Here is a 21,331-nt window from a genome sequence, read left to right as displayed (position 1 = left end):
TTATACTGTGATGAAGTTTAATGGTAAGCGCGTACGTACTGGGCAATGCCTTCTGCGACGCCTTCTGCCATCCGTTGACGCGAAGCGTCATTCCGTAAATGTGTGACGTCCTGAGGTGATGAGATGAACCCGAGTTCGACGAGTGCCGATGGCATCGTATTATAACTGATGACATAATAGTTCGCCGTCTTGACGCCACGGTTCGTCATCCCGGACATTTTCCCCATCAAGTTGGACTGGATGTTCGTCGCCAGGACACGGCTCTTGGCGCTATGGGCCGAATAAGACGAATAGAACGTTTCGACGCCCTTGGCCGCAGGCGTCGTCGCCGCGTTCGTATGCAGGCTGACGAACAAGTTGCCGCGAAGCGTCTTGGCGGTCTGAACACGTTGATCGAGCGTCAAATAAACGTCTGTCGAGCGCGTCAACCGAACTTGATATCCATATTTCGAGCGTAGATACGTCTCGACCCGTTTCGTCACATCGAGGACGATCGTCTTCTCATAGAGCGATCCATTGACCGCTCCCGGGTCACCGCCCCCATGTCCTGCATCGAGGACGATGATGGCGCTACTCGTCGCATTCGGTTTGAGTGTCATCGCGTAAGCCGTCGAGATGTAGCCGTCGCGGCCATTGTACTTGATTTTGTAGAAGCCGTTCGCCGAACCGTAATGGTCGACTTGGGTCCCGTGTGCGAGGCGACCGAGAACGGTCGAGCTCGCCGAGGCGCTCGCCCGGACGTTCAAGACGTCGCCCGGCGTGTTCGTGTACACTTTCCCTTGCGGTTTTGCGGCTGGTGCGGCCGGCGCTTTTCCTGCCGTCAATCCAGACGTCGGTGTATAGAACGTTTCCGTCCCGATATAGACGACCGACCAGCTCGTATTATGTTTGCTGTACGTCACCGTCGTATACTTCGGCACCACGCGAGCGACCGGTGAGGACTGAAGCGTCTTCTTATAGAGATTCGCATTCCGATTCGCGTAGCCTTGTACTTTTTGAATGACCGGCGGCTTCGCTGCAGGTGGTTTTGCGACCGGAGGCGCTCCCGTCGTGATTCCAATGGTCGGCGCGTAGTACGTCGCGCTGCCGATATAGACGACCGACCAGCTCGTGTTGTACTTGCTCGAGACGACCTTCGTTTTCGCCGGCAGTACTTTCAGCACCGTCGAACGTTGATTGCGCTGACCGAACAGCTTCAACTCGCGGTTGGCGTATCCGTCCGTTTTCACCACTGACGGTGTTGTTGTCGCCGGAGGAGTGGCTGGCGTTCCCGCCGTGATCCAGGCGGTCGGCGTGAAGTATGTCTCACTACCGAGATAGACGATTGACCAGCTCGTGTTGTATTTGCTCGAGACGACTTTCGTTTTCGTCGGCAATACTTTCAACACCGTCGACCGTTGATTCCGTTCTCCGAACAGCTTCAACTCGCGGTTGGCGTAACCGTCCTCTTTCGTCACGGTCGGTGTCGAGGCGACAATTTTCGGGGCGATATACGCCTTGGCCGCATAATACGTTTTGCCGTTGACGAATACTTTGGCCCAAGATGAGTTGTGGACCGCATATTGAACGGTCGTCCCTTTTTTGAGCGTCCGATAGACGGTCGCTTGGCTATGGGCGGACACCCGGATGTTCAAGTTGACCGTGGTCACACCTGTCGAAGTAGCGGCTTGCTTCGCTACCGTCTTAGCCGGCGTCGAGATTCGCTTGATATACTGGGCCGAAGCGTAATACGTACGATTGTTTAAATATATCTTGCTCCACTCTTTGCTATAAGTTCCATATTTTACTTTTGTTCCCTTTTTTAGCGTTTGAATCAATTTCCCGCTTGTGCTCGGTGTGGCGCGCACATTCAGATTGACAGTTGTTTCTCCTTCCAAGGTAGCCGCTTTAGCTGACGGTATTTGGATTGAAAACAACAAGACGATCATGATGAGGGCAAGTTTAAACAGCTTCATATTCATCCAAAATATTCCTTTCTTCTACGCGCATCGCAACTGACAACACCTTCATAGTAGCACATTGCTTTTAGTAAAAAAGTAAATATTTGAAAAAATGATTAATACTTTTTACAAAAAAAGGGGAATGTTTTTACCCTTGTTTTCGAACGATCAAGAACGTGTCGGCACCATGCCGCTCGGTCTCGACCACGAAAGGTTCCGGGAGCTGGAAAGCTGCAGTCAACGAGCCGTTTGTTTGGAGCGGAGGGTCTGGCTGACGGACGACAAATCCATCAAGTCCTTCCACTTCGGCAATTTTTAAGAATCGCGTCAAATGCCCTTCTCGCTCTCTATATCGGCTCGCCTCCTCGAAAGGTTTAGCCGCCACCCCGCCCCAGTACCGTCCCTGGACATATTCCGAATAGACGCGGACCGATGCTTCTGTGATCGGGTCCGGGGTATGGTCGAAACGTCCGAAGTCACGAGACGACTTATCTTCGATGAGCGGGATGATCGCCCCGTATAAATCAAACCCGTGCTGAGACGCGAGGTCGAGGACCGCTAGTTGGACGGCCTCGATATGACGTTGCAACGACCCCGGCGTCGCCGACGCCTTCAGTTTTTTGTCCCCCTCATAGGCGTTCAAAATCCGCCCGACTTCACCGGCCTCACGGACGAGCCGATAGTACGTCTTGTCCTGCGCTTCCTCACCGCTCCCCGCCTCTTGATGCTGAAGCGTGATCGCGTACTGGTTCGCCAGACACGTCGAAATGACGAACACGTCCATCAATTCTTCCCGTAACGCCGTCTGGTCGTTCGCATACAACGCCCCGCCCACCTCTCCGACTTCTTCCAATAGTCGGGCCAAGCCCGACAACGGTCGCCAATAGCCACCTAAATGAATAATCATTTGATCGATTCGTCGTTGTAATTCCTTCATATTTAATCACCTATCCATCCTCTATATTTACCGCCTGCGTGGTATACTATGCTCAATCCAATTGTTCGGAAAGGGGCTATGTATCGTGTCGCCAGCCAGACTATGGCAATTACTTCGTTTCCTGCTCGTCATCATCGGCCTCGTGTTCGTCATCTGGGGACTGAGTGTCCTCTTCACGTACACCTATCCATTCGTGTTCGCCCTCTTGTTATCCTTGTTGACGGTCCCGCTCGTCAATTGGTTCGAGCGTGAGACCAAGTTGCCACGCGCCCTCGGCACGCTCGTATCCTTATTGATTGTCATGAGCGTCGTCAGCGGCATCATCGCCATCGTCGTGACGCAACTCATTCGTTACTTGACGATTGCCGCCGAAAAATTGCCTGCCCAGATTGAAACGTTCACCGAATACATACAACGCCTGTTCAATGAAAAACTCGCCCCGTTGGTCAACGATGCGTACGACAGCATCCAACGGCTCAATCCCGGCCAGGCGAACTCGCTCGAAGGCGGTATCACCGAAATCGGCGTCCAACTCGGTGCCGCGATCGGCGTCTTGTCACGTGGTGTCGCCGGCTTGTTGCAGGACATCTTGAGCGCATTGCCGCTCGTCTTGCTCTTGTTCATCGTCATCGTGCTCGCCTGGTTCTTCATCACGAAAGACTGGCCGGACTATATGAAGTCCATCGCCCGTTTGAATGCGCGCAAAGGCTTCAAGGAGTTCGAGCTCGTCATGATAAATTTACGATTGGCGCTGTTCGGTTATGTCCGCGCGCAATTGACGCTCATCTCGATTACGTTCGGAATCGTCTTGATCGGCATGTTCATCCTCCGCGTCGACAATCCGTTCTCGTTCGCCTTGCTTGCGGCCATCTTTGACTTGTTGCCGTACCTCGGTGTCGGGACACTATTATTGCCTTGGGCCGCCTATGCTGCCGTCACGGGCGAATGGTTCCTCGCCATCGGGCTCGCCGTCCTCTATATCATCGTCATCGTGCAACGCAATCTGGCCGAACCGAAAATCGTCGGCTCTCACATCGGCCTCGACCCGCTCGCCGCCCTCATCTCGATTTTTGTCGGGCTCCAGCTGTTCGGTGTGCTCGGCTTCATTTTAGGACCGGTGTTGGCCGTCCTGCTCAAAGCCCTCTATAACGCCCAAGTATTTCATTATATGTGGAAGTTCGTCATTGGGCCGACGACACCAAAAGAGCGATGACACGTCATCGCTCTTTTGTCTTCGGTACCGCTACGAACGGTGCCCCTTCAGTTTGGTCCGGATGCGTCACTATCCCGGTCGTGCCCGCCTCATAGGCGGCAACGGCCAAAATACAGGCGTCAATGATATCATCGACTTTCACGTTCGACATCTTCCATTTCCATGGCGAGCTGTTCGAATAGCGGCGCAACAACTCGATCCGTTCGAGCTCTCCCGCCTCGGTCTTCTTGCTGAAGGCCGCCTCGTTACCTGTCATGACGGCGAAGCACACTTCAGGATGTGACTCGTACACGTCCACATCCGTAATCGTTTGAAACTCACGGATTCGCGGCACGAGGTTCCACGCCTGTTTACTGATCCCTTTTCCAACCAGTTCCCGACTCTTCGCGTTCGCCTCGGCATAAGACGCCTCCATGAGCACGTCTTGGATCGGCGGCGTGAAAATCGACGACTTCCGCTGCTTCAATTGCGACCGCATCCAGGCGTCACACGACCGGTCCGGCGCATCGATCGTCGCCAAGTCTTTCGGCATGTCGACAAAATGGACGGCCCCTTCAATCAATAAATCTTCCAACTTTTCTGAGATGGTCAAACAGAGCGAGATGCTATCATACGTGATTCGTACCCAGCTCCCGCGCGCGCCATCAATCCCTACTCCGACCACGTCGTCCCTCCTGCATCAAAAACAATACTCCAAGCACCGCACATAAGACGGTCACTCCTAACAACCATCGACTTGGCCAAGCCGTGTATCCGAGACCGGAGACGACGGCTACGCCAATCAATAACAATCCTACCTTCAACGGTTCCACGTTTCAAGCATCGTCGCGAGCGTACGCACCATGACGCCGGTCGGCCCTTTTGGTCCGAGATCGTTTGCGGCCGAACGTTCGCTCGTCCCGGCGATATCGAGGTGGAGCCATGGCGTGTCGCCGACGAACTCACCGACGAACGCGCCGCCAAAGATCATATGCCCGAAACGGCCCGGCGAGTTGTTCAAATCCGCCACTTCCGATTTCCGGACTTGTTTGATGAAGACGTCAAAGTACGGCATCTGCCAGACGAGTTCGTTCGTCTCACGGCTCGCCGTTTCGAGCGCGCCGTAGAGCGAGTCGTCGTTCGTCAGGCAACCCGTCACTTCCGTACCGAGCGCGACGAGCACGCCGCCCGTGAGCGTCGCCACATCGATGATGGCTTGCGGGTCATACGTCTTGGCGAACGTGACCGCGTCAGCGAGGACGAGACGGCCTTCCGCGTCGGTGTTGAGCACTTCAATCGTCTTCCCGCTCATCGCCGTAATGACATCATCCGGTTTGAACGCATCCCCAGAGATCATATTGTCCGTCGATGGGATGACGCCGATGACGTTCACGTTCGGTTTCGTCGTCGCGAGCGTCTCGAACAGGCCGAGCACGGTCGCAGCTCCTCCCATGTCGCCTTTCATGCCGACGATGCCGTCTTTCGGTTTGATCGAGTAACCGCCCGTGTCAAACGTGATCCCTTTTCCGACGACGGCGACCGGCGCTGCATCGCCTGCACCACGGTATTCGAGGACGATCAACTTCGGCGGGATCGTCGACCCTTGGTTGACGGCGAGCAGTGCACCCATCCCGAGCGCCTCCATCTCCTCTTTCTCCAAGATGCGATGGCTGAAGCCATGACGTTCGGCCAATTCGACCGCATAGTCCGCAAGTGTTTCCGACGTCAAAATATTGGCCGGCATCATCGTGAGCGTCCGCGCCACATTGACACCACGTCCGTAAGCGGCACCCGTCAACGCCTCTTCCTGCCCTTCAGCGCCGAACAACGTGATCGTCACGTCTGACTTCGTCGATTTCGGTTCCGATTTGTATGTAGGGTGCTCATACGTCGCCATCTCATACGCTTCTGCAAACAGTTTCGCCGTGTTCGGTCCGAACGTGTCGAGCGCGACCGCGACGTCCGTGAAGGCGCGTGCTTTGATTTGTTTCGCGACTTTCCCGAACCAATTGCGTACGTTCTCAGGCGAATTCTCGTTGCGTTGTCCGAGACCGACGAAGACGATGCGTTTCACGTTTCCGTCGAACGTCGGGACAATCGATACTTCCCCTGTCTTCGTCGAGACGTCCGACGCTTGGATGAGCGACTTGACGCGCCCGTTAAACAACGTATCGAGGCCTTCGTCAATCGTGTCGGCCGCACCGATTCCGACGACGATCGTGTCGTATGAACCGTTCCAATCTAAATCCTTCACTTGATACATGTTTGCCACTTCCCTTCTTTATATATGGTTAGCATAACGAACTTCGGCGAAATAATGAAACAGTATGCGTAAGAGTCATGAATTCTTCGAATTCAGGCGTTAACTCCTCGTTGTGACGATGATTTATTTTATGATAGGATAAGAAAGTACGCAATCAGGCATCCCTCACTGTTGAGGCGAGGCCATTTTGTTCGGTCGAGGCTTCCCCTAGTAGTAGACCGTTGCTACTTTAATCTTCCAGGTTTTCGTTAGTTCCTTTTTCATTTCGGGTAAGAACTAACGAGATAACATTGGAAACCACTATTTCTTTGAAGAGAGGGACTACGCTTATGTCACACATTAAAGGTATTGGCGCATCTGCAGGAATCGCAGTTGCGAAAGCATTCGTCATGGAGACACCTTCATTCGACATCCCGACAAACAAAATCGAGGACGTAGCAGCTGAGAAAGCCCGTTTCCAAGCGGCCATCGCTCAGTCGAAAACAGAACTCGAAGAAATCCGTCAAATCACACTCCGTGAACTCGGTGAAGACAAGGCAGAGATTTTCTCGGCCCACTTGCTCATCGTCGAGGATCCAGAGATCGTCTCACAAGTGAACGACAAAATTGAAAGCGAACACATGAACGCTGCGAAGGCGCTCGATGAAGTCGCTCAGATGATGGTCATGATCTTTGAATCGATGGACAACGAATACATGCGTGAGCGCGCAGCAGACGTTCGTGACGTCACGAAACGTGTCATGGCGCACATTCTCGGCGTCACGTTCATGACGCCAGCCTCAATCTCAGAAGAAGTCATCATCATCGCTGAAGATTTGACGCCATCTGACACAGCACAGCTCAACCGTAAATACGTCAAAGGATTCGCGACAAACATCGGTGGACGTACGTCTCACTCGGCCATCATGTCTCGTTCACTCGAGATTCCTGCCGTCGTCGGGACAAAAGTAGCACTTGAAGAAATCAAAAATGGCGATCTCGTCGTCATCGACGGGACAGAGGGCGACGTGTTCGTCAACCCGTCTGAAGAACTCGTCAACGAATATAACGAAAAACGCGCAGCATTCGAAGCGTATAAAGAAGAATTGAAACAACTCGTCAACGAAGAGTCAGTCACAGCCGACGGCCACAAAGTCAAATTGGCGGCCAACATCGGTACACCGAACGACCTCGAAGGCGTATTGAAAAACGGCGCTGACGCCATCGGTCTTTACCGGACGGAGTTCCTCTACATGGACTCGGAAACGTTCCCGACGGAAGAAGAGCAGTATACAGCATATAAAGCAGTCATCGAAGGTATGGACGGCAAACAAGTCGTCATCCGTACGCTCGATATCGGTGGAGATAAAGAATTGTCTTACCTCGACCTTCCAAAAGAGATGAACCCGTTCCTCGGCTATCGTGCGATTCGCCTTTGCCTTGAAGAGACGGACTTGTTCCGCACACAGCTTCGCGCGCTTCTCCGTGCCTCGGCGCACGGTGACCTCGCCATCATGTTCCCAATGATCGCGACGCTCGAAGAGTTCCGTGCTGCGAAAGCCATCTTGCTCGAAGAAGAAGCGAAGTTGAAAGAAGAAGGCATCGCTGTCGGTAACTACGAGACAGGGATGATGGTCGAGATTCCATCGACTGCCGTCATGGCGAAGCAATTCGCGAAAGAAGTCGACTTCTTCTCGGTCGGCACGAACGACTTGATTCAATACACGATGGCAGCGGACCGTATGAACGAGAAAGTCTCGTACTTGTACCAACCGTTCAACCCGGCCATCTTGAACTTGCTCCACAACGTCATCACAGAAGCACACAAAGCCGGTAAATGGGTCGGCATGTGTGGCGAGATGGCTGGAGAAGAGCTCGCGATTCCAATCCTTCTCGGACTCGGTCTTGACGAATTCTCGATGTCGGCTTCAAGCGTCCTTCGCGCACGTAGCCTCGTGAAGCGTTTGACGAAGTCGGAAACAGAAGCAATCGTCAACGACGTCCTCAACATGGATACAGCTGAAGAAGTCGTGAACTTCCTCAGTGAAAAATTCGATATTAAGAAGTAACAAAAAAAGAGGCTCTCGCAGTTGCGAGAGCTTCTTTTTCGTTTACTCGGCTCCTTTGTCATCCGTTCTGAAGTCGATCGCTTCTCCGGCGACGACCGTCTCTCCGAATGGAACGACGACGATTTTACCATCCCCGTTCGTCCATATGATAGGTGTGATGAGCGATGGGACTTTGTCACGAATCAAGTTGAGATCGACATCGAGCAAGACGTCCCCTGCTTCGACCCGGTCGCCTTCTTTCACCTTGGCGACGAACCCTTCCCCTTTCAGGTTGACCGTATCGAGCCCGACGTGGATGAGAATCTCCCGTCCGTCGTCTGAGAGTAGACCGATCGCATGTTTCGTCGGGAAGAACGTGGTGATCTGACCAGTGACCGGTGCTACGACTTGTCCCGAGCTCGGCTCGATGGCAAATCCTTCACCCATCATTCGGCCCGAGAAGACTTGGTCTGGCACATCGTCAAGCGATAAGATAACACCCGACATCGGGGCAAGGAATCGATGATCGGCATGTTCGGCTGCTTCTGGCGTGATGACGGCTTTTTCTTTCGGTTTATACTCACCACCTTCGATGATGGCCGCGATTTGCGATTTGAGCGTATCTGATTTCGGACCGAAGATCGCTTGGATGTTATCTCCGACCTCGAGTACTCCGGCCGCCCCTAAATCTTTCAGCAAGTCTTTATCCACTTGTTTGACATCGTTCACGGTGACGCGCAATCGTGTGATACAAGCATCGAGGTGCTTGATGTTCTCCGGTCCTCCGAGACCGACAAGCACTTCATGCGGTAAGTCATCTCCGACAGCGGCGCGGCCGCCTTTGCCTTCGGCGACGGTTTCACGTCCCGGCACTTTCAAGTCGAACTTCGTGATCGCGAAACGGAATCCAAAGTAATAGATGACCGCGAAGACGAGACCGACTGGAATGACGAGCCACCATGCTGTCCGGTTCGGTAACACCCCGAACAAGAGATAGTCGATGAGTCCGCCTGAGAACGTCATCCCGATTTTAACGTTGAGCAAGTGCATGGTCATAAAGGAAAGTCCGGCGAAGACGGCATGAATCCCAAAGAGAAGAGGTGCAACGAAGACGAACGAGAATTCGACTGGTTCAGTGATTCCAGTCAAGAATGAAGTGAGGGCTGCTGAGAAGTAAAGTCCTTCGACGTCTTTCCGACGTTCTTTCGGGACAGTATGGAACATGGCGAGACAAGCGGCAGGTAATCCGAACATCATGAACGGGAATTTACCGGTCATGTACGTCCCGGCTGTAAATTCGACCCCGTCACGAAGCTGGGCGAAGAAGATCCGTTGGTCCCCTTGCACGAGATCTCCCGCTTGGTTCGTATATTCTCCGAACTGGAACCAAAACGGAGAGTACCAGATGTGGTGCAGACCGAACGGAATCAAGGAACGTTCGACCAATCCGAATACGAAAGCGGAGACGGCGACGTTCGCTTCAATGATCGTGCTTGAAAATGTGTTGATGGCCGAACCAATCGGCGGCCAAATGTAGGCGAGCGCAATCCCGATCAACAAGCTGAACGCGGCGGTCGCGATTGGCACGAACCGTTTCCCCGCGAAGAACCCTAAGAAATCCGGCAACTTGATGTTGAAGTATTTGTTGTAGGCGAAGGCGGCAATCAAACCGGCGATGATACCGCCGAATACCCCCATCTGGAGCGTCGGAATCCCGAGTACCGTCGCATAAGCCGGGTCACCCTGGGCAATTTCCGCGGTAATACCGTTCCACGTGCTGATAACCTTGTTCATAATCAAATAACCAACGATAGCTGCTAACCCGGCAACACCGTCCCCGTTGGCTAGCCCGATGGCGACACCGACGGCGAACAGCAGACCTAGATTGGCAAACACGATATCCCCGGCATCGGTCATGACCTGCCAGACGAGGACGAGTGAATCGTTTGCCAAGAAAGGTAAGAGCGAAACGAGATCAGGGTTTTGGAACGCCGTACCAAATGCGAGTAATAGACCGGCTGCCGGTAGAATCGCAACCGGAAGCATGAGTGCCTTCCCGATTCGCTGCAAAACACCAAACACTTTCTTCCACATCATGGTTCCCTCCTTTTGTCAGAATACTTACTTTTCCCCATCTACTAGTTGACCGAAACCGTTTCATCATACAAAAAAAGCCAACCCATAATGGATTGGCTTCTCACATAGATTAGTTGGCTTTCTTTTCGTTACCTGAAGCGATGACCGCTTGCATTTCTGATTTCAAAGCATCCGAACGTGGTCCGAAGATGGCTTGAACGTTGTTACCGACTTCAAGGACACCAGCTGCCCCGAGGCGTTTCAACTCTTCTTTGTTGACTTGGCTCTTATCTTTTACTTCGACGCGAAGACGTGTGATACATGCGTCAAGGTGTTTGATGTTTTGCGAACCACCGAAACCAACGAGGATATCTTGTGCAAGTTCCGAACCAGTAGCAGTTGATTGCTCAACGACTTCATCTTCACGGCCCGGTGTTTTAAGGTTGAACTTACGGATAACGAAGCGGAATCCGAAGTAGTAAACGACTGCGAACACGAGACCGACTGGGATGACGAGCCACCAGTCTGTACGGTTAGGAAGTACACCGAAGAGAAGGTAGTCGATCAAACCGCCCGAGAACGTCATCCCGATTTTGACGTTCAAGATGTGCATGACCATGAATGAAAGGCCAGCGAAGACTGCGTGTACAGCGAACAAGAGTGGAGCAACGAACAAGAATGAGAACTCGATCGGCTCAGTGATACCAGTCAAGAACGATGTAAGTGCTGCCGAAGCCAAGAGACCACCGACGACTGCTTTACGTTCAGGACGTGCTTCATGGTACATCGCGAGTGCTGCTGCTGGAAGACCGAACATCATGAACGGGTATTTACCAGTCATGAACGTACCGGCTGTAAGCTCAGCGCCATCACGAATTTGTGCGAAGAAGATTGCTTGGTCACCACGGACGATGTTACCCGCTGCATCTGTGTACGAGCCGAACTCGAACCAGAACGGTGAGTAGAAGATGTGGTGAAGACCGAATGGAATCAATGAACGTTCAATCAAACCGAAGATGAACGCCGCGAACGTGCGGTTTTCAGTCAACATGAAGTTTGAGAATGAGTTCAAGCCGTGCTGAACTGGTGGCCAGATGAGAAGCATGACGAAACCAGCGACGACAGCGGCAACAGCCGTGACGATTGGGACGAAACGCTTACCAGCAAAGAAGCCAAGGAATTGCGGCAATTCGATGTTGAAGTACTTATTATAGGCCCAAGCGGCAATCAGACCGACGATAATCCCCCCGAATACCCCTGTTTGGAGCGTTGGGATCCCGAGTACTGATGCGTAAGCTGGGTCACCTTGTGCGATGATTTCAGGTGTGAGTTCGAGCCAAACACCCATAACTTTGTTCATGATGAGGAATCCGACGATTGCTGCGAGTCCGGCAACGCCGTCCCCTGCTAACCCAATCGCGACACCGACGGCGAATAAGAGCGCCAAGTTCGAGAAGATGATGCCACCCGCTTGCTCCATGAGCTGAGCGAATTTCACAACGCCTTCGTTCGTTAACCAACCAGCGCGTGATGTAAGGGCCGGGTTTTGCATTGCGTTACCGAATGCAAGAAGAAGACCGGCTGCCGGCAAAATCGCTACAGGAAGCATAAGTGCTTTACCGACTTTTTGAAGAACACCAAAAATCTGCTTAAACATGATAAATCCTCCTTTTGTGATTGTTTCGTGCGGAAAGACGACTGTAGATGTCAGACAACCGACGTATCTAAACGTTTTCATAATAAACGTTTATAAAAACAGAAACAGGCATGAATAAGGTATAGAACGTAGACCTCTCCTATATAGAGAAATCGTTGCGTTCCACTCCTTACTCATGCCTGATCGAATCAGTAACACGTAAGATACGTGGTATCAGTTATCTACTTGTTAGGCGCTGGAGATGCATCGTTAAATATGTCGCTTCACCTCGCGGGACCGGACGCTTTAACTCGCGTTCCATGATGCCCATCAGCTCCCAAGCAGTACTATAGCATAGCGGATATTCTTCGCGCAATACCTTTTCAATTTTTTGTGGGGCCTCCACCATCTCACCCGTCGCAACCCGCTCAACGGCGTACCTTAAGTGCCGAAGTAAGCGCTTATAATCGAGTGAACTTCTGTCCATTTTGACGTTCAAACGACTCTCAATCGTCTGGACGATTTGCCCGATGATTTGGTTGTGCCGATTGACCTCGAGCACGTTTTTGAACGTCGTCGCCGAGTGGATGTGGAGCGCGATGAAACCGATCTCCGCGTCCGGCAATAAGACGTCGAGTCGTTCGTGAATCATATCCACGATGCGTTCGGCGAGCGCGTACTCGTTCGGATAGAGCGATTCGGTCTCGAGCAAGAACGGATTCGTGACCTCCATCCCTTGTTCGATTCGCTTCATCGTGAAGAACAAGTGGTCGGTCAAACCGATATGGATATGTTGGTCGACTTTTTTACCGGTATTGTTCTCGATAAAGCCGACGATTTCTTGCATGAAGGCAATGAAGTCCTCGTCGACATGTTTGACGAGTTCACGATATTGCGATTGTTCTTCTTTATCTGTCAGTTGATACACTTTCTCCGGGACACTGGCCGGGTCGACGAGATCGCCTGCTTTCTTGCCGAAGCCAATCCCTTTCCCGAGTAGAATGACTTCCGGTTCCGGATCATGTTGGCAAATGACAACGCTATTATTCAACACTTTCTTGATCGTATACATCGGTAATGTCATTCGTATCGCATCCCTTACTCACTATAATCGTTTCGTACTAAGTATATCGGTTCATCCCCTAAAAAAGTAGGCGGAAAACAAAAAAAGACGAACATTTCTGTCGTCTTTAAAACATTGAGTAACCACTCTTGCGCAAGTAGCGAATCGTGACCCCAGCCAAAATCGCACCGAGCAATCCGAAACCGAGCATGAACACATCCAGAAATTGAAGGCCGAGCACGCGTTCGTAAACGTTGGCGAGCGCGGTCGATGTCTCCGTGATGTAACTCGAGAGCTTGACGTTATCAATCATCATAATGACGAAAATCGGATAGATGAACACGAGCGTCCATGTTTTTTTAAGCAGCATGTTCAAGATGAAACCGATGCTGAAGAAGATGACCAAATAAAGAATCGCCCCAATGACAGCCTGGATAATATGCATGCGATTGCCCCCTTTTCCCGTTGTCTATTATACCGAATCGTCTGCGCTTAGGTCAAAGGTGAACCGTAGGGCGCGGACAATCAAAAAGCGACCCGCTCGTAGAAGCGGGCCACTCGGTTAGATGCTTAGAATTTACCTTTTTTGAGGACGAGACCGTACTTCTTCAATTCGAGGAAGTGTTTGTTATCAATCACTTTCTTCATGAATGAAGCGTTGCGGCCGAAGATCTTTTTGCCCATGACGATACCGATGCCGTCGTTATGGCCAAGTGATGCGACTGTCCCTTTGCTCTCATATGTGAATTTCGAAGTCGATTTCCCGTTGATGAGGGCCGCGATGTTTTTCGCCACGTTGTGCGCTTGTTGTGTCGCGATTTGGGCAGTCGGCGGGTATGGGCGGTTCGAGACCGGATCCATGACAGCCGAGCAGTCACCGATGATGAAGACGTTGTCGTGACCAGGGGCACGGTTGTCCGCCTCGACCATGACGCGGTTACGGACCGCTTCAAAGCCAGACTTCTCAACGATCGGGCTACCGCTGACGCCACCTGTCCAGAGAATCGTGTTCGCTTCAATCGTCTCTGTCGTATCGCCTTGGAGTGGACCGAACGTGACGACACCAGGCTCAACGCCTTTAATGCCGTTGCCGAGTTTCATCTCGACGCCGTTGCGCTCGAGCCATTTCTGCGCGTACGTCGTGAGTTCTGGGTCGAAACCAGGAAGCACGGTCGGAGCCGCTTCGATGTTCACGATGCGAACCGCTTCACGTGGCACGTCATACTGTTTGCAGAGCTCAGGCACACGGTTGACGAGCTCACCGAGGAACTCGATCCCTGTGAAGCCGGCGCCACCGACAACGATCGTCACGTACGAGCGGTCAGTTGAACCGTTCGTTTTATATTGAGCGAACGAGTACTCGATATGTTCTTTGATTTTTCGGACGCTGTTGAGCGAGCTGATTGTCATCGCATGCTCTTTGAGGCCTGGGATACCGAATGTCTCCGGTACGCCGCCAAGCGCGAACACGACGTAATCATATTCAACTGCTGAACCGTCTACGAGCAAGACTTGTTTTGCCGTAGTATCGACGCGATCGACGATCCCTTTGACAAATTTCACACGTGACGGGTTCACGACGTCGTTGATGTAGATGCGAGCTTGATCCGGTTTCATCGTTCCGGCCGCTGGCTCATGAAGCCACGTCGTCTGATAGTGGTAATCATGCTTGTTGATGAGCGTGATGTTCGCGTCGCCAGCTGAGAGCGTCTTCTGGAGGTTGACCGCTGTGATGAGTCCACCGAAACCTGCGCCAAGAATAACAATGTTAGGTCGTTTCATGTTCATTTCCACCTTGTTTTGATAGTTTTGTTTTCTTGAACAATCATGTTGTGTGTTTTTTCACATGAGTGTTCACAATAAAGCCTAAACCTTGTTCAACCAATGTTCACAATTGCTTCTCGTTCATTGTACGCTGTTTGTTTTGTTTTCTCAATGGAAAAGCATATCTTCTTGAAATTTTTTTGAATGTGTAGCATGTTTGTACAGAATGGATTTAATTCACGATTGTCACTATAATAGATGTATACGTTTTGAGGAGGAATTCGATGCAATCGACGAAAGATGTGATCATCATCGGTGGCGGCCCAGTCGGACTGTTCACCGCATTTTATGCAGGTATGCGCCAACTTGATACGGCGTTGATTGAAAGTTTGCCACAACTCGGCGGACAATTGTCGACACTGTATCCAGAAAAATATATTTACGACATCGCGGGCTTCCCGAAAGTGAAGGCCCAAGATTTGATTGACCAATTGAAAGCCCAGGCCGATCAGTTCGAACAGGACTACCGTCTCGGGGAGACCGTCGAAACGGTCGAGCGTCTTGAAGACGGCACGTTCCAGATCACGACGAATAAAGATGAGTACCATACGAAAGCCATCATCATCACGGCTGGGAACGGGGCATTCGCCGCACGACCGCTCGGCCTCGATGGTTGCGAAGACTATGCGAACCTTCATTACTTCGTCGACAACATGGAGAAGTTCCGTGACCGTCGCGTCATGATCGCCGGTGGCGGCGACTCTGCCGTCGACTGGGCACTCATGCTCGAAGGCATCGCCAAAGAAGTCCATATCGTCCATCGCCGTGACCGCTTCCGTGCCCACGAGCATACGGTCGAACAGTTGAAAGCTTCGACGATTAACGTCTGGACGCCATATAACATCGAATCACTCTCAGGTGAGACGCACATCGAGTCGGTCGAATTGACAGACAAAGACGGCGAATCGAAATTCGTCGAAATCGATGACCTCATCTGTAACTACGGTTTCGTCTCGTCGCTCGGCCCAATCAAAAATTGGGGCATGGAGTTCGAGAAGAACACGATTCGTGTCGACTCACGCATGGAGACTACCGTCGCCGGCATCTTCGCTTGCGGTGACATCGCCACGTACGAAGGAAAAGTGAAATTGATTGCGACCGGCTTCGGAGAAGCCCCGATTGCCATCAACCAAGTGAAGCAGCTCGTCGACCCGACAGCGCGTCACCCGCAACACTCGACTTCGGTATTTGCCGGGAAATAATACGATCCCCCCTGTCGCGACAGCACAGGGGGTTTTGTATGCACTTGCTCGTCTTATGACGATGTCCCCTAAGCTACTTCAAGGAGGAAATTATGAAGATTGTAACGACAACCACACTTACCGAGTCTGAATTAAACGATATCTATCAGATTCACCAAGACGTGTTCGGCGATATCCACCGTTTCACAGATAAGTTGATTCAAAAATCACATCTTGTCTTCACTCTATCGATCGAAAACGAGAAAGTTGTCGGCTATAAAATCGGCTATCCGCTCGATGACAAACGCTTCTATAGTTGGATGGGTGCGGTCGCCCCTGAAGCCCGCAACCGCGGAATCGCGACAAAACTGATGAGCACTCAACATAACTGGGCGCAGTCGCAAGGCTATCAATCGATTGAAACAAAGACGATGAATCGTTGGCGTCAAATGTTGCTATTGAATATTCGGCACGGCTTCGATGTGAAGGCAGTCACCGTCGATGAACATGGAGTTGAAAAAATCCTATTACGCAAGCAACTGTATCAGTAAAACAATCATCTTGTGATTCTACCCTAACTTGCGAATCGTCTGCATAATGACCCGGTCGAGCCAGTCATCGAGTTGGGTAAAGACGAAGCCGGCCTTCTTCGCCTCGGCGATCGACATGTAATAGTCGACGTCCGTATCATATGGCGACGACTCGCCGTCTTTGATGATTTGGACCGGTTTATTCAAGTGATGCCCGATGCGCTCGAGCAGTGCACCCATCGAGATAATCCCTTCACTCGCCGCATTGAACGGACCGGTCACATTGGCCCGACCAACCCACTCTAAAAACGACGCCGCCTCAAAACTTGAGATAAAGCCCATCTTCGATTCGGGATGATGCAGGACGATCGGCTCTTCCCGACGGACGGCATCGATATAAAACTTGAGACGGTCCGTATAGTCGTCCGGACCTAAGACAATCGGCAAACGGACGGTCGCGACCGGGAACGAGGCGCGGTGGAAGAAGTACGACTCGGCTTCTCGTTTACCTTGGCCGTAATCATGTTCAGCCTCGAGATGATAGTCGTGATGAAGCGGATTGAAATCACTTTCTTTCAAGTCGGCGCCCGGTGCGTAGACCGACATCGTCGACGTGAGCACATATTTGCCGACTTGGTCCATGAACGCGTCCGATGCAATTTTCGCCTGATATGGATTGAAACAAATATTGTCATAGACGAGGTCGTAACGGTCACGCGATAAATCTTTCATCGTCGCCACCGACTGTCGGTCCCCTTTGATGGAACGAATTCCTTCAGCCTCTGGCACTTGGAGCTGTCCGCGCGTCACAATCGTCACATCATCGCCAGCCTCCGCCAACCGAAGTGCTAACCGCTTTCCAAAATAGCGTGAGCCACCGAAAATCAATACTTTTCTCATCGTCCCTGCCCCTCCTACATGAAATGACATCTCTTTTCATTTTCCCTTGCAACCTCATGACTAATCTCCCACTTTCTTGAATCTTTTTGTTATTCTTATATATATAATGAAGAAAGAGGCGAGGCGTATGCATCAGATTATGTTAGAAAAAGGATGGACGTGTGAGGTACCGAAACAATACGCCATCTATCAAAGTTTATCCGATTTCAGCCGCTACTCAGTGCTTGACCAAGAGGAAGAGAGCGTCTGTTCATTCCAAATTACGACTGACACATGCAAAATCACGGCGTTCCGCCCGTGGCAACATCAAATCGAACTAGACGCGACATCAAAAGTGATTCGCTTGATTTTGATGGAAGAAGCCGACTGAATCAAAAAAATGCCAATCGTCCACACGATTGGCATTTCGTTTAGCAATCTCCGGGTGTCCCGGCGTTCGACGCCGTGCGGAAACTTGAACCGCAACCGCACGTGGCGATGGCGTTCGGGTTTTTGATCGTGAACCCGCCACCTAGCATCGACTGCTTGTAGTCGATCTCGAGGCCATCGACGACACCGTGGTCGGCTTCGGCGACGATGACGCGGACGCCGTGATGGTCGAATTGAATATCTCGATCCGTTTTATCTTCATCGAATCCCATTCCGTACGAGAGACCGGTGCAGCCTCCGCCTTGAACCTTGATGCGCAAGTACTGATTCTCGGGGTGTTCTGTCTGTTTCATCATATCGATGACTTGTAATGCAGCTGACTCTGTCAAATGAATCATCTGAACTCCTCCTTCATTATCTTAACTTCAAGTCAACTGACTTGAGATTTTGTGAAATATCTTGTATAACTAAACTGTAACAAAAAAAATTAAATCGTTCCATCTTCGGGGCAGGGTGAAATTCCCGACCGGCGGTATTGAAGACATGATCTTCTCAGCCCGTGAGCGAGCAAGGCGTTGCTTGCTGATTTCGTGAGATTCGAAAGCCGACAGTAAAGTCTGGATGGGAGAAGATGGCGGCATCCGACCGATATCCGGATGTTCTCTTTGGCGTGGTCTAAACACCGATTAGAACATCTATTTCGTATGCGCGTAAACTCTCCCGATTGTATGATGCAATCGGGTTTTTCTATGCGACGGGTGCCATTCATCAAGGAGCGACAAAAGGAGAGATTTTGATGAAAACAACGCGCAACAAACGATTGACAACACTGGTGACGCTATCGATGCTCGGGGCCATTTCTTTTGTCCTCATGCTCTTTAACTTCCCGCTGCCATTCCTACCACCTTTCCTAAAAGTGGACTTCAGTGACATTCCCGCGCTCGTCGCCGGAATCGTGTTCTCCCCACTCGCAGGCGTCGTGGTCGTCGCTCTAAAAAACGTCCTCTACTATGTCTTTAACGGTGGCGGCGTTCCGGTCGGTGAAGTCGCAAACTTCTTTGCAGGTGTCGCCTTCATGTACCCGGTCGCATGGTTCTACCATAAACGTAAAACGAATAAAGCGCTCGCTTCAGGTCTCGTGGCCGGCACGATCACGATGGCACTGAGCTTGGCGATTTTGAACTATTTGCTCATCTTACCAGCCTACGCGTTCTTCTTCGGCATGACCGAGATGGCGCAACCGGCAGTCAAAACGGACCTCGTTCTCTATGGCATCTTGCCGTTCAACCTCATCAAAGCGTTGTTGATTAGCGCCTTGTTCGTCCCACTCTTCCTCAAGTTGAAGCCGTGGATCGAACGCCAGCGGATGCAACTCCAGGCTTAATGCGAAAAGCACCTAGAAATAGGTGCTTTTTTGTATGGTTGCGTTATGCTTGAGGAAGAATAGGAGGGAATCACTTGAAAACGATTGAAGAGGTCACTCACTTTTTAGAGAATGATTCGGAATTGATGCGTCTCTTGAAAGACGTCGCTTCCCTCGAGCTACCCGACTGGTGGATCTGTGCCGGATACGTGCGGGCGAAGATATGGGATGACGTGCACGGTTATCGAACACCAACGCCGACCGAGGACGTCGATGTCATCTACTTTGACCGGTCTCAAATTGACGAGGCAATTGAAAAAGAATATGAGGCACAATTACACGTCCTGTCCCCGACCGTCCCGTGGTCGGTCAAAAATCAAGCGCGGATGCATCTGGTTAATCAATTGCCGCCCTATCAGTCGGCAGTCGACGCCTTGGCCCATTTCCCTGAGACCGTCACCGCCATCGGCGTCAGCCTCGATGCGAACGGACGCTTGAAGCTCTCCGCCCCTTACGGTGTTGAAGACATCGTCGGACTGAAGCTACGACCGACCCCAGCGTTCGCGGACGACTCTCCGCATCATCATATCTATCTCGCTCGAATCACTAAAAAGAATTGGCAAGCCACGTGGCCGAGAGTTCAGGAGTGAATGGCCCTCATCACCGACATGACCCGACCGTCTGTTTACGGTCGGGTTTTGCTGTGCGTTCATAAACGTCTTCACAAAAAAGAGTGACCACCGAAGTGATCACTCTGGGTATATCGGATTTGATTAGAGAAGCAGACCAGCAAGCGTGGCTGACATCAAGTTGGCAAGCGTACCTGCGAGAATCGCTAGGACACCCATACGTGCGATGTCGTTCCGACGGGTCGGTGCCATTCCACCGAGACCACCGAGAAGGATCGCAAGTGACGAAATGTTGGCGAATCCACAAAGTGCGAAGGCGATCATCGCTTCCGTACGTGCTGAAAGTTCACCGGTACCGATGATTGGTGCGAATTCAGAGAAGGCAACGAATTCGTTCAAGACGAGTTTTTGTCCGAGGAAGCTACCGAACTGAACGGCATCAGCCCACGGTACACCGATGATAAACGCGAGTGGTGCGAACACGTAACCAAGAATCAATTCAAGTGAGAGGCTCTCAAATCCGACCAAGCCGCCGATTCCACCAAGAATCAAGTTGACGAGCGCAATCAATGAAACGAAGGCGAGAAGCATCGCACCGACGTTCAAGGCGAGGAAGAGACCGTCAGACGCACCGCGAGCAGCTGCATCGACGAAGTTCGCTGCTTTATCCTCTTCATCTTCAGCGATTTCGATGTCATCATTGTACTCTTCTGTTTCCGGAACGATGATTTTTGCGAACAAGAGACCAGCAGGTGCAGCCATGAAGCTCGCTGCGAGCAAGTACTCGAGCGGGACACCAAGGGCAGCATATCCAGCGAGAACCGAACCGGCAACCGATGCGAGACCACCGACCATAACGGCGAAGAGCTCCGATTGTGTCATCGTTGGAAGGTAAGGCTTGATGACAAGCGGTGCTTCCGTTTGACCGACGAAGATGTTTGCTGTCGCTGAGAGCGACTCTTTACGTGACGTGCCGAGTGCTTTCGCAAGGGCTGTACCGAGAATACGGATGACCCACTGCATGACACCGAGGTAGTAAAGCAAAGCAATCAAAGAAGACATAAAGATGATAATCGGCAACACTTGGAATGCGAAGACGAAGTTGTCGCCTCCTACGGCTGTGCCGAAAACAAAGGCGATTCCGTCATTCGCCGTGTTCAAGACGTTTTGAACGCCTCCAGAGATCCATTGTAATGCACTACGTCCTGCTGATGTGAAGAGGACGAGGAAAGCGAACGTGAACTGTACCGCGAAAGCGGCAAGCACGGTACGCCATTTGATGGCTTTACGGTTGGTTGAGAAGATGTAAGCGATTCCAATTAGTGCCAAAATACCAACCACGCTCATGATATTCATTGGTGTTGTGCTCCTTTCATATTGGGAAAACCTGATATTGTGATA

At 51.5% G+C, this 21,331-nt stretch carries 18 protein-coding genes, 1 pseudogene and 1 riboswitch; of the genes and pseudogenes, 7 read left to right on the top strand and 12 right to left on the bottom strand.

Translation table 11 applies throughout. The features are described from left to right. Window positions 1-17 precede the first annotated feature (17 nt). Entirely contained in the window at window positions 18-1,961 is a 1,944-nt protein-coding gene (locus KNP83_RS03925; protein ID WP_214760708.1) for an N-acetylmuramoyl-L-alanine amidase family protein, read from the bottom strand. 127 nt (window positions 1,962-2,088) lie between these two features. Beyond that, window positions 2,089-2,877 (bottom strand): MazG nucleotide pyrophosphohydrolase domain-containing protein, encoded by a 789-nt coding sequence (locus KNP83_RS03920; RefSeq protein WP_214760706.1) that lies wholly within the window; start codon window positions 2,875-2,877, stop codon window positions 2,089-2,091. Window positions 2,878-2,962: 85 nt separating this feature from the next. Between KNP83_RS03920 and ytvI the strand changes: the two genes are divergently transcribed. Beyond that, window positions 2,963-4,090 carry a sporulation integral membrane protein YtvI gene (ytvI, locus tag KNP83_RS03915; RefSeq protein WP_214760704.1) on the top strand — a complete coding sequence of 376 codons (1,128 nt, stop codon included), beginning with the start codon at window positions 2,963-2,965 and terminating at the stop codon, window positions 4,088-4,090. A 4-nt stretch (window positions 4,091-4,094) separates the two neighbouring features. Here ytvI and KNP83_RS03910 read toward each other — a convergent pair whose 3' ends face one another. Continuing rightward, the gene (locus tag KNP83_RS03910) at window positions 4,095-4,754 is read right to left on the bottom strand and encodes a DUF429 domain-containing protein (RefSeq protein WP_214760701.1); all 660 of its coding nucleotides are present in this window, start codon (window positions 4,752-4,754) and stop codon (window positions 4,095-4,097) included. 135 nt (window positions 4,755-4,889) lie between these two features. Next, entirely contained in the window at window positions 4,890-6,332 is a 1,443-nt protein-coding gene (locus KNP83_RS03905; protein ID WP_214760699.1) for a leucyl aminopeptidase, read from the bottom strand. A 329-nt stretch (window positions 6,333-6,661) separates the two neighbouring features. On the opposite strand from KNP83_RS03905, the gene ptsP reads away from it, so the two are divergent. Further along, entirely contained in the window at window positions 6,662-8,380 is a 1,719-nt protein-coding gene (gene ptsP, locus KNP83_RS03900) for a phosphoenolpyruvate--protein phosphotransferase (protein ID WP_214760697.1), read from the top strand. A gap of 42 nt (window positions 8,381-8,422) precedes the next feature. Here the strand turns inward: ptsP and ptsG (KNP83_RS03895) are convergent, their stop codons facing one another. The 5 genes and pseudogenes from ptsG (KNP83_RS03895) to KNP83_RS03875 form a co-directional block, all read right to left on the bottom strand. Further along, on the bottom strand, window positions 8,423-10,453 hold the full coding sequence (ptsG, locus tag KNP83_RS03895; RefSeq protein ID WP_214761652.1) for a glucose-specific PTS transporter subunit IIBC: 2,031 nt from the start codon (window positions 10,451-10,453) through the stop codon (window positions 8,423-8,425). Between the two features lie 139 nt (window positions 10,454-10,592). After that, a pseudogene (ptsG, locus tag KNP83_RS03890) lies at window positions 10,593-12,092 on the bottom strand (glucose-specific PTS transporter subunit IIBC); the annotation flags it as partial. A gap of 217 nt (window positions 12,093-12,309) precedes the next feature. Then, window positions 12,310-13,155 carry a glucose PTS transporter transcription antiterminator GlcT gene (gene glcT, locus KNP83_RS03885; RefSeq protein WP_021065527.1) on the bottom strand — a complete coding sequence of 282 codons (846 nt, stop codon included), beginning with the start codon at window positions 13,153-13,155 and terminating at the stop codon, window positions 12,310-12,312. Window positions 13,156-13,261: 106 nt separating this feature from the next. Then, window positions 13,262-13,579 carry a YuiB family protein gene (locus KNP83_RS03880; protein ID WP_021065526.1) on the bottom strand — a complete coding sequence of 106 codons (318 nt, stop codon included), beginning with the start codon at window positions 13,577-13,579 and terminating at the stop codon, window positions 13,262-13,264. Between the two features lie 125 nt (window positions 13,580-13,704). Further along, the gene (locus tag KNP83_RS03875) at window positions 13,705-14,916 is read right to left on the bottom strand and encodes an NAD(P)/FAD-dependent oxidoreductase (RefSeq protein WP_214760693.1); all 1,212 of its coding nucleotides are present in this window, start codon (window positions 14,914-14,916) and stop codon (window positions 13,705-13,707) included. Between the two features lie 266 nt (window positions 14,917-15,182). Between KNP83_RS03875 and KNP83_RS03870 the strand changes: the two genes are divergently transcribed. After that, complete coding sequence (locus KNP83_RS03870) at window positions 15,183-16,160, top strand: NAD(P)/FAD-dependent oxidoreductase (protein ID WP_214760691.1); 978 nt, start codon at window positions 15,183-15,185, stop codon at window positions 16,158-16,160. 92 nt (window positions 16,161-16,252) lie between these two features. Beyond that, complete coding sequence (locus KNP83_RS03865) at window positions 16,253-16,690, top strand: GNAT family N-acetyltransferase (RefSeq protein ID WP_214760689.1); 438 nt, start codon at window positions 16,253-16,255, stop codon at window positions 16,688-16,690. Between the two features lie 18 nt (window positions 16,691-16,708). Here KNP83_RS03865 and KNP83_RS03860 read toward each other — a convergent pair whose 3' ends face one another. Further along, complete coding sequence (locus tag KNP83_RS03860; protein WP_214760687.1) at window positions 16,709-17,569, bottom strand: Rossmann-fold NAD(P)-binding domain-containing protein; 861 nt, start codon at window positions 17,567-17,569, stop codon at window positions 16,709-16,711. Window positions 17,570-17,696: 127 nt separating this feature from the next. On the opposite strand from KNP83_RS03860, the gene KNP83_RS03855 reads away from it, so the two are divergent. Continuing rightward, window positions 17,697-17,939 carry a hypothetical protein gene (locus tag KNP83_RS03855; protein WP_214760684.1) on the top strand — a complete coding sequence of 81 codons (243 nt, stop codon included), beginning with the start codon at window positions 17,697-17,699 and terminating at the stop codon, window positions 17,937-17,939. Window positions 17,940-17,979: 40 nt separating this feature from the next. Here the strand turns inward: KNP83_RS03855 and KNP83_RS03850 are convergent, their stop codons facing one another. Beyond that, window positions 17,980-18,336 (bottom strand): HesB/IscA family protein, encoded by a 357-nt coding sequence (locus tag KNP83_RS03850; protein ID WP_021065521.1) that lies wholly within the window; start codon window positions 18,334-18,336, stop codon window positions 17,980-17,982. 97 nt (window positions 18,337-18,433) lie between these two features. Next, window positions 18,434-18,575: riboswitch (FMN riboswitch) on the top strand. A gap of 159 nt (window positions 18,576-18,734) precedes the next feature. Between KNP83_RS03850 and KNP83_RS03845 the strand changes: the two genes are divergently transcribed. Then, window positions 18,735-19,322, top strand: a complete 588-nt coding sequence (locus KNP83_RS03845) for an ECF transporter S component (protein ID WP_031199812.1) — start codon at window positions 18,735-18,737, stop codon at window positions 19,320-19,322. A gap of 125 nt (window positions 19,323-19,447) precedes the next feature. Further along, window positions 19,448-19,951, top strand: a complete 504-nt coding sequence (locus KNP83_RS03840) for a nucleotidyltransferase family protein (protein ID WP_214761650.1) — start codon at window positions 19,448-19,450, stop codon at window positions 19,949-19,951. A 123-nt stretch (window positions 19,952-20,074) separates the two neighbouring features. Here the strand turns inward: KNP83_RS03840 and KNP83_RS03835 are convergent, their stop codons facing one another. Next, on the bottom strand, window positions 20,075-21,286 hold the full coding sequence (locus tag KNP83_RS03835) for a NupC/NupG family nucleoside CNT transporter (RefSeq protein ID WP_214760682.1): 1,212 nt from the start codon (window positions 21,284-21,286) through the stop codon (window positions 20,075-20,077). Window positions 21,287-21,331 lie beyond the last annotated feature (45 nt).

The sequence above is a fragment of the Exiguobacterium sp. s146 genome (assembly GCF_018618415.1).
Taxonomy (GTDB): Bacteria; Bacillota; Bacilli; order Exiguobacteriales; family Exiguobacteriaceae; genus Exiguobacterium.
Note: the sequence above shows the minus strand (reverse complement) of the source record. Positions and strands in the feature narration are given on the sequence as shown.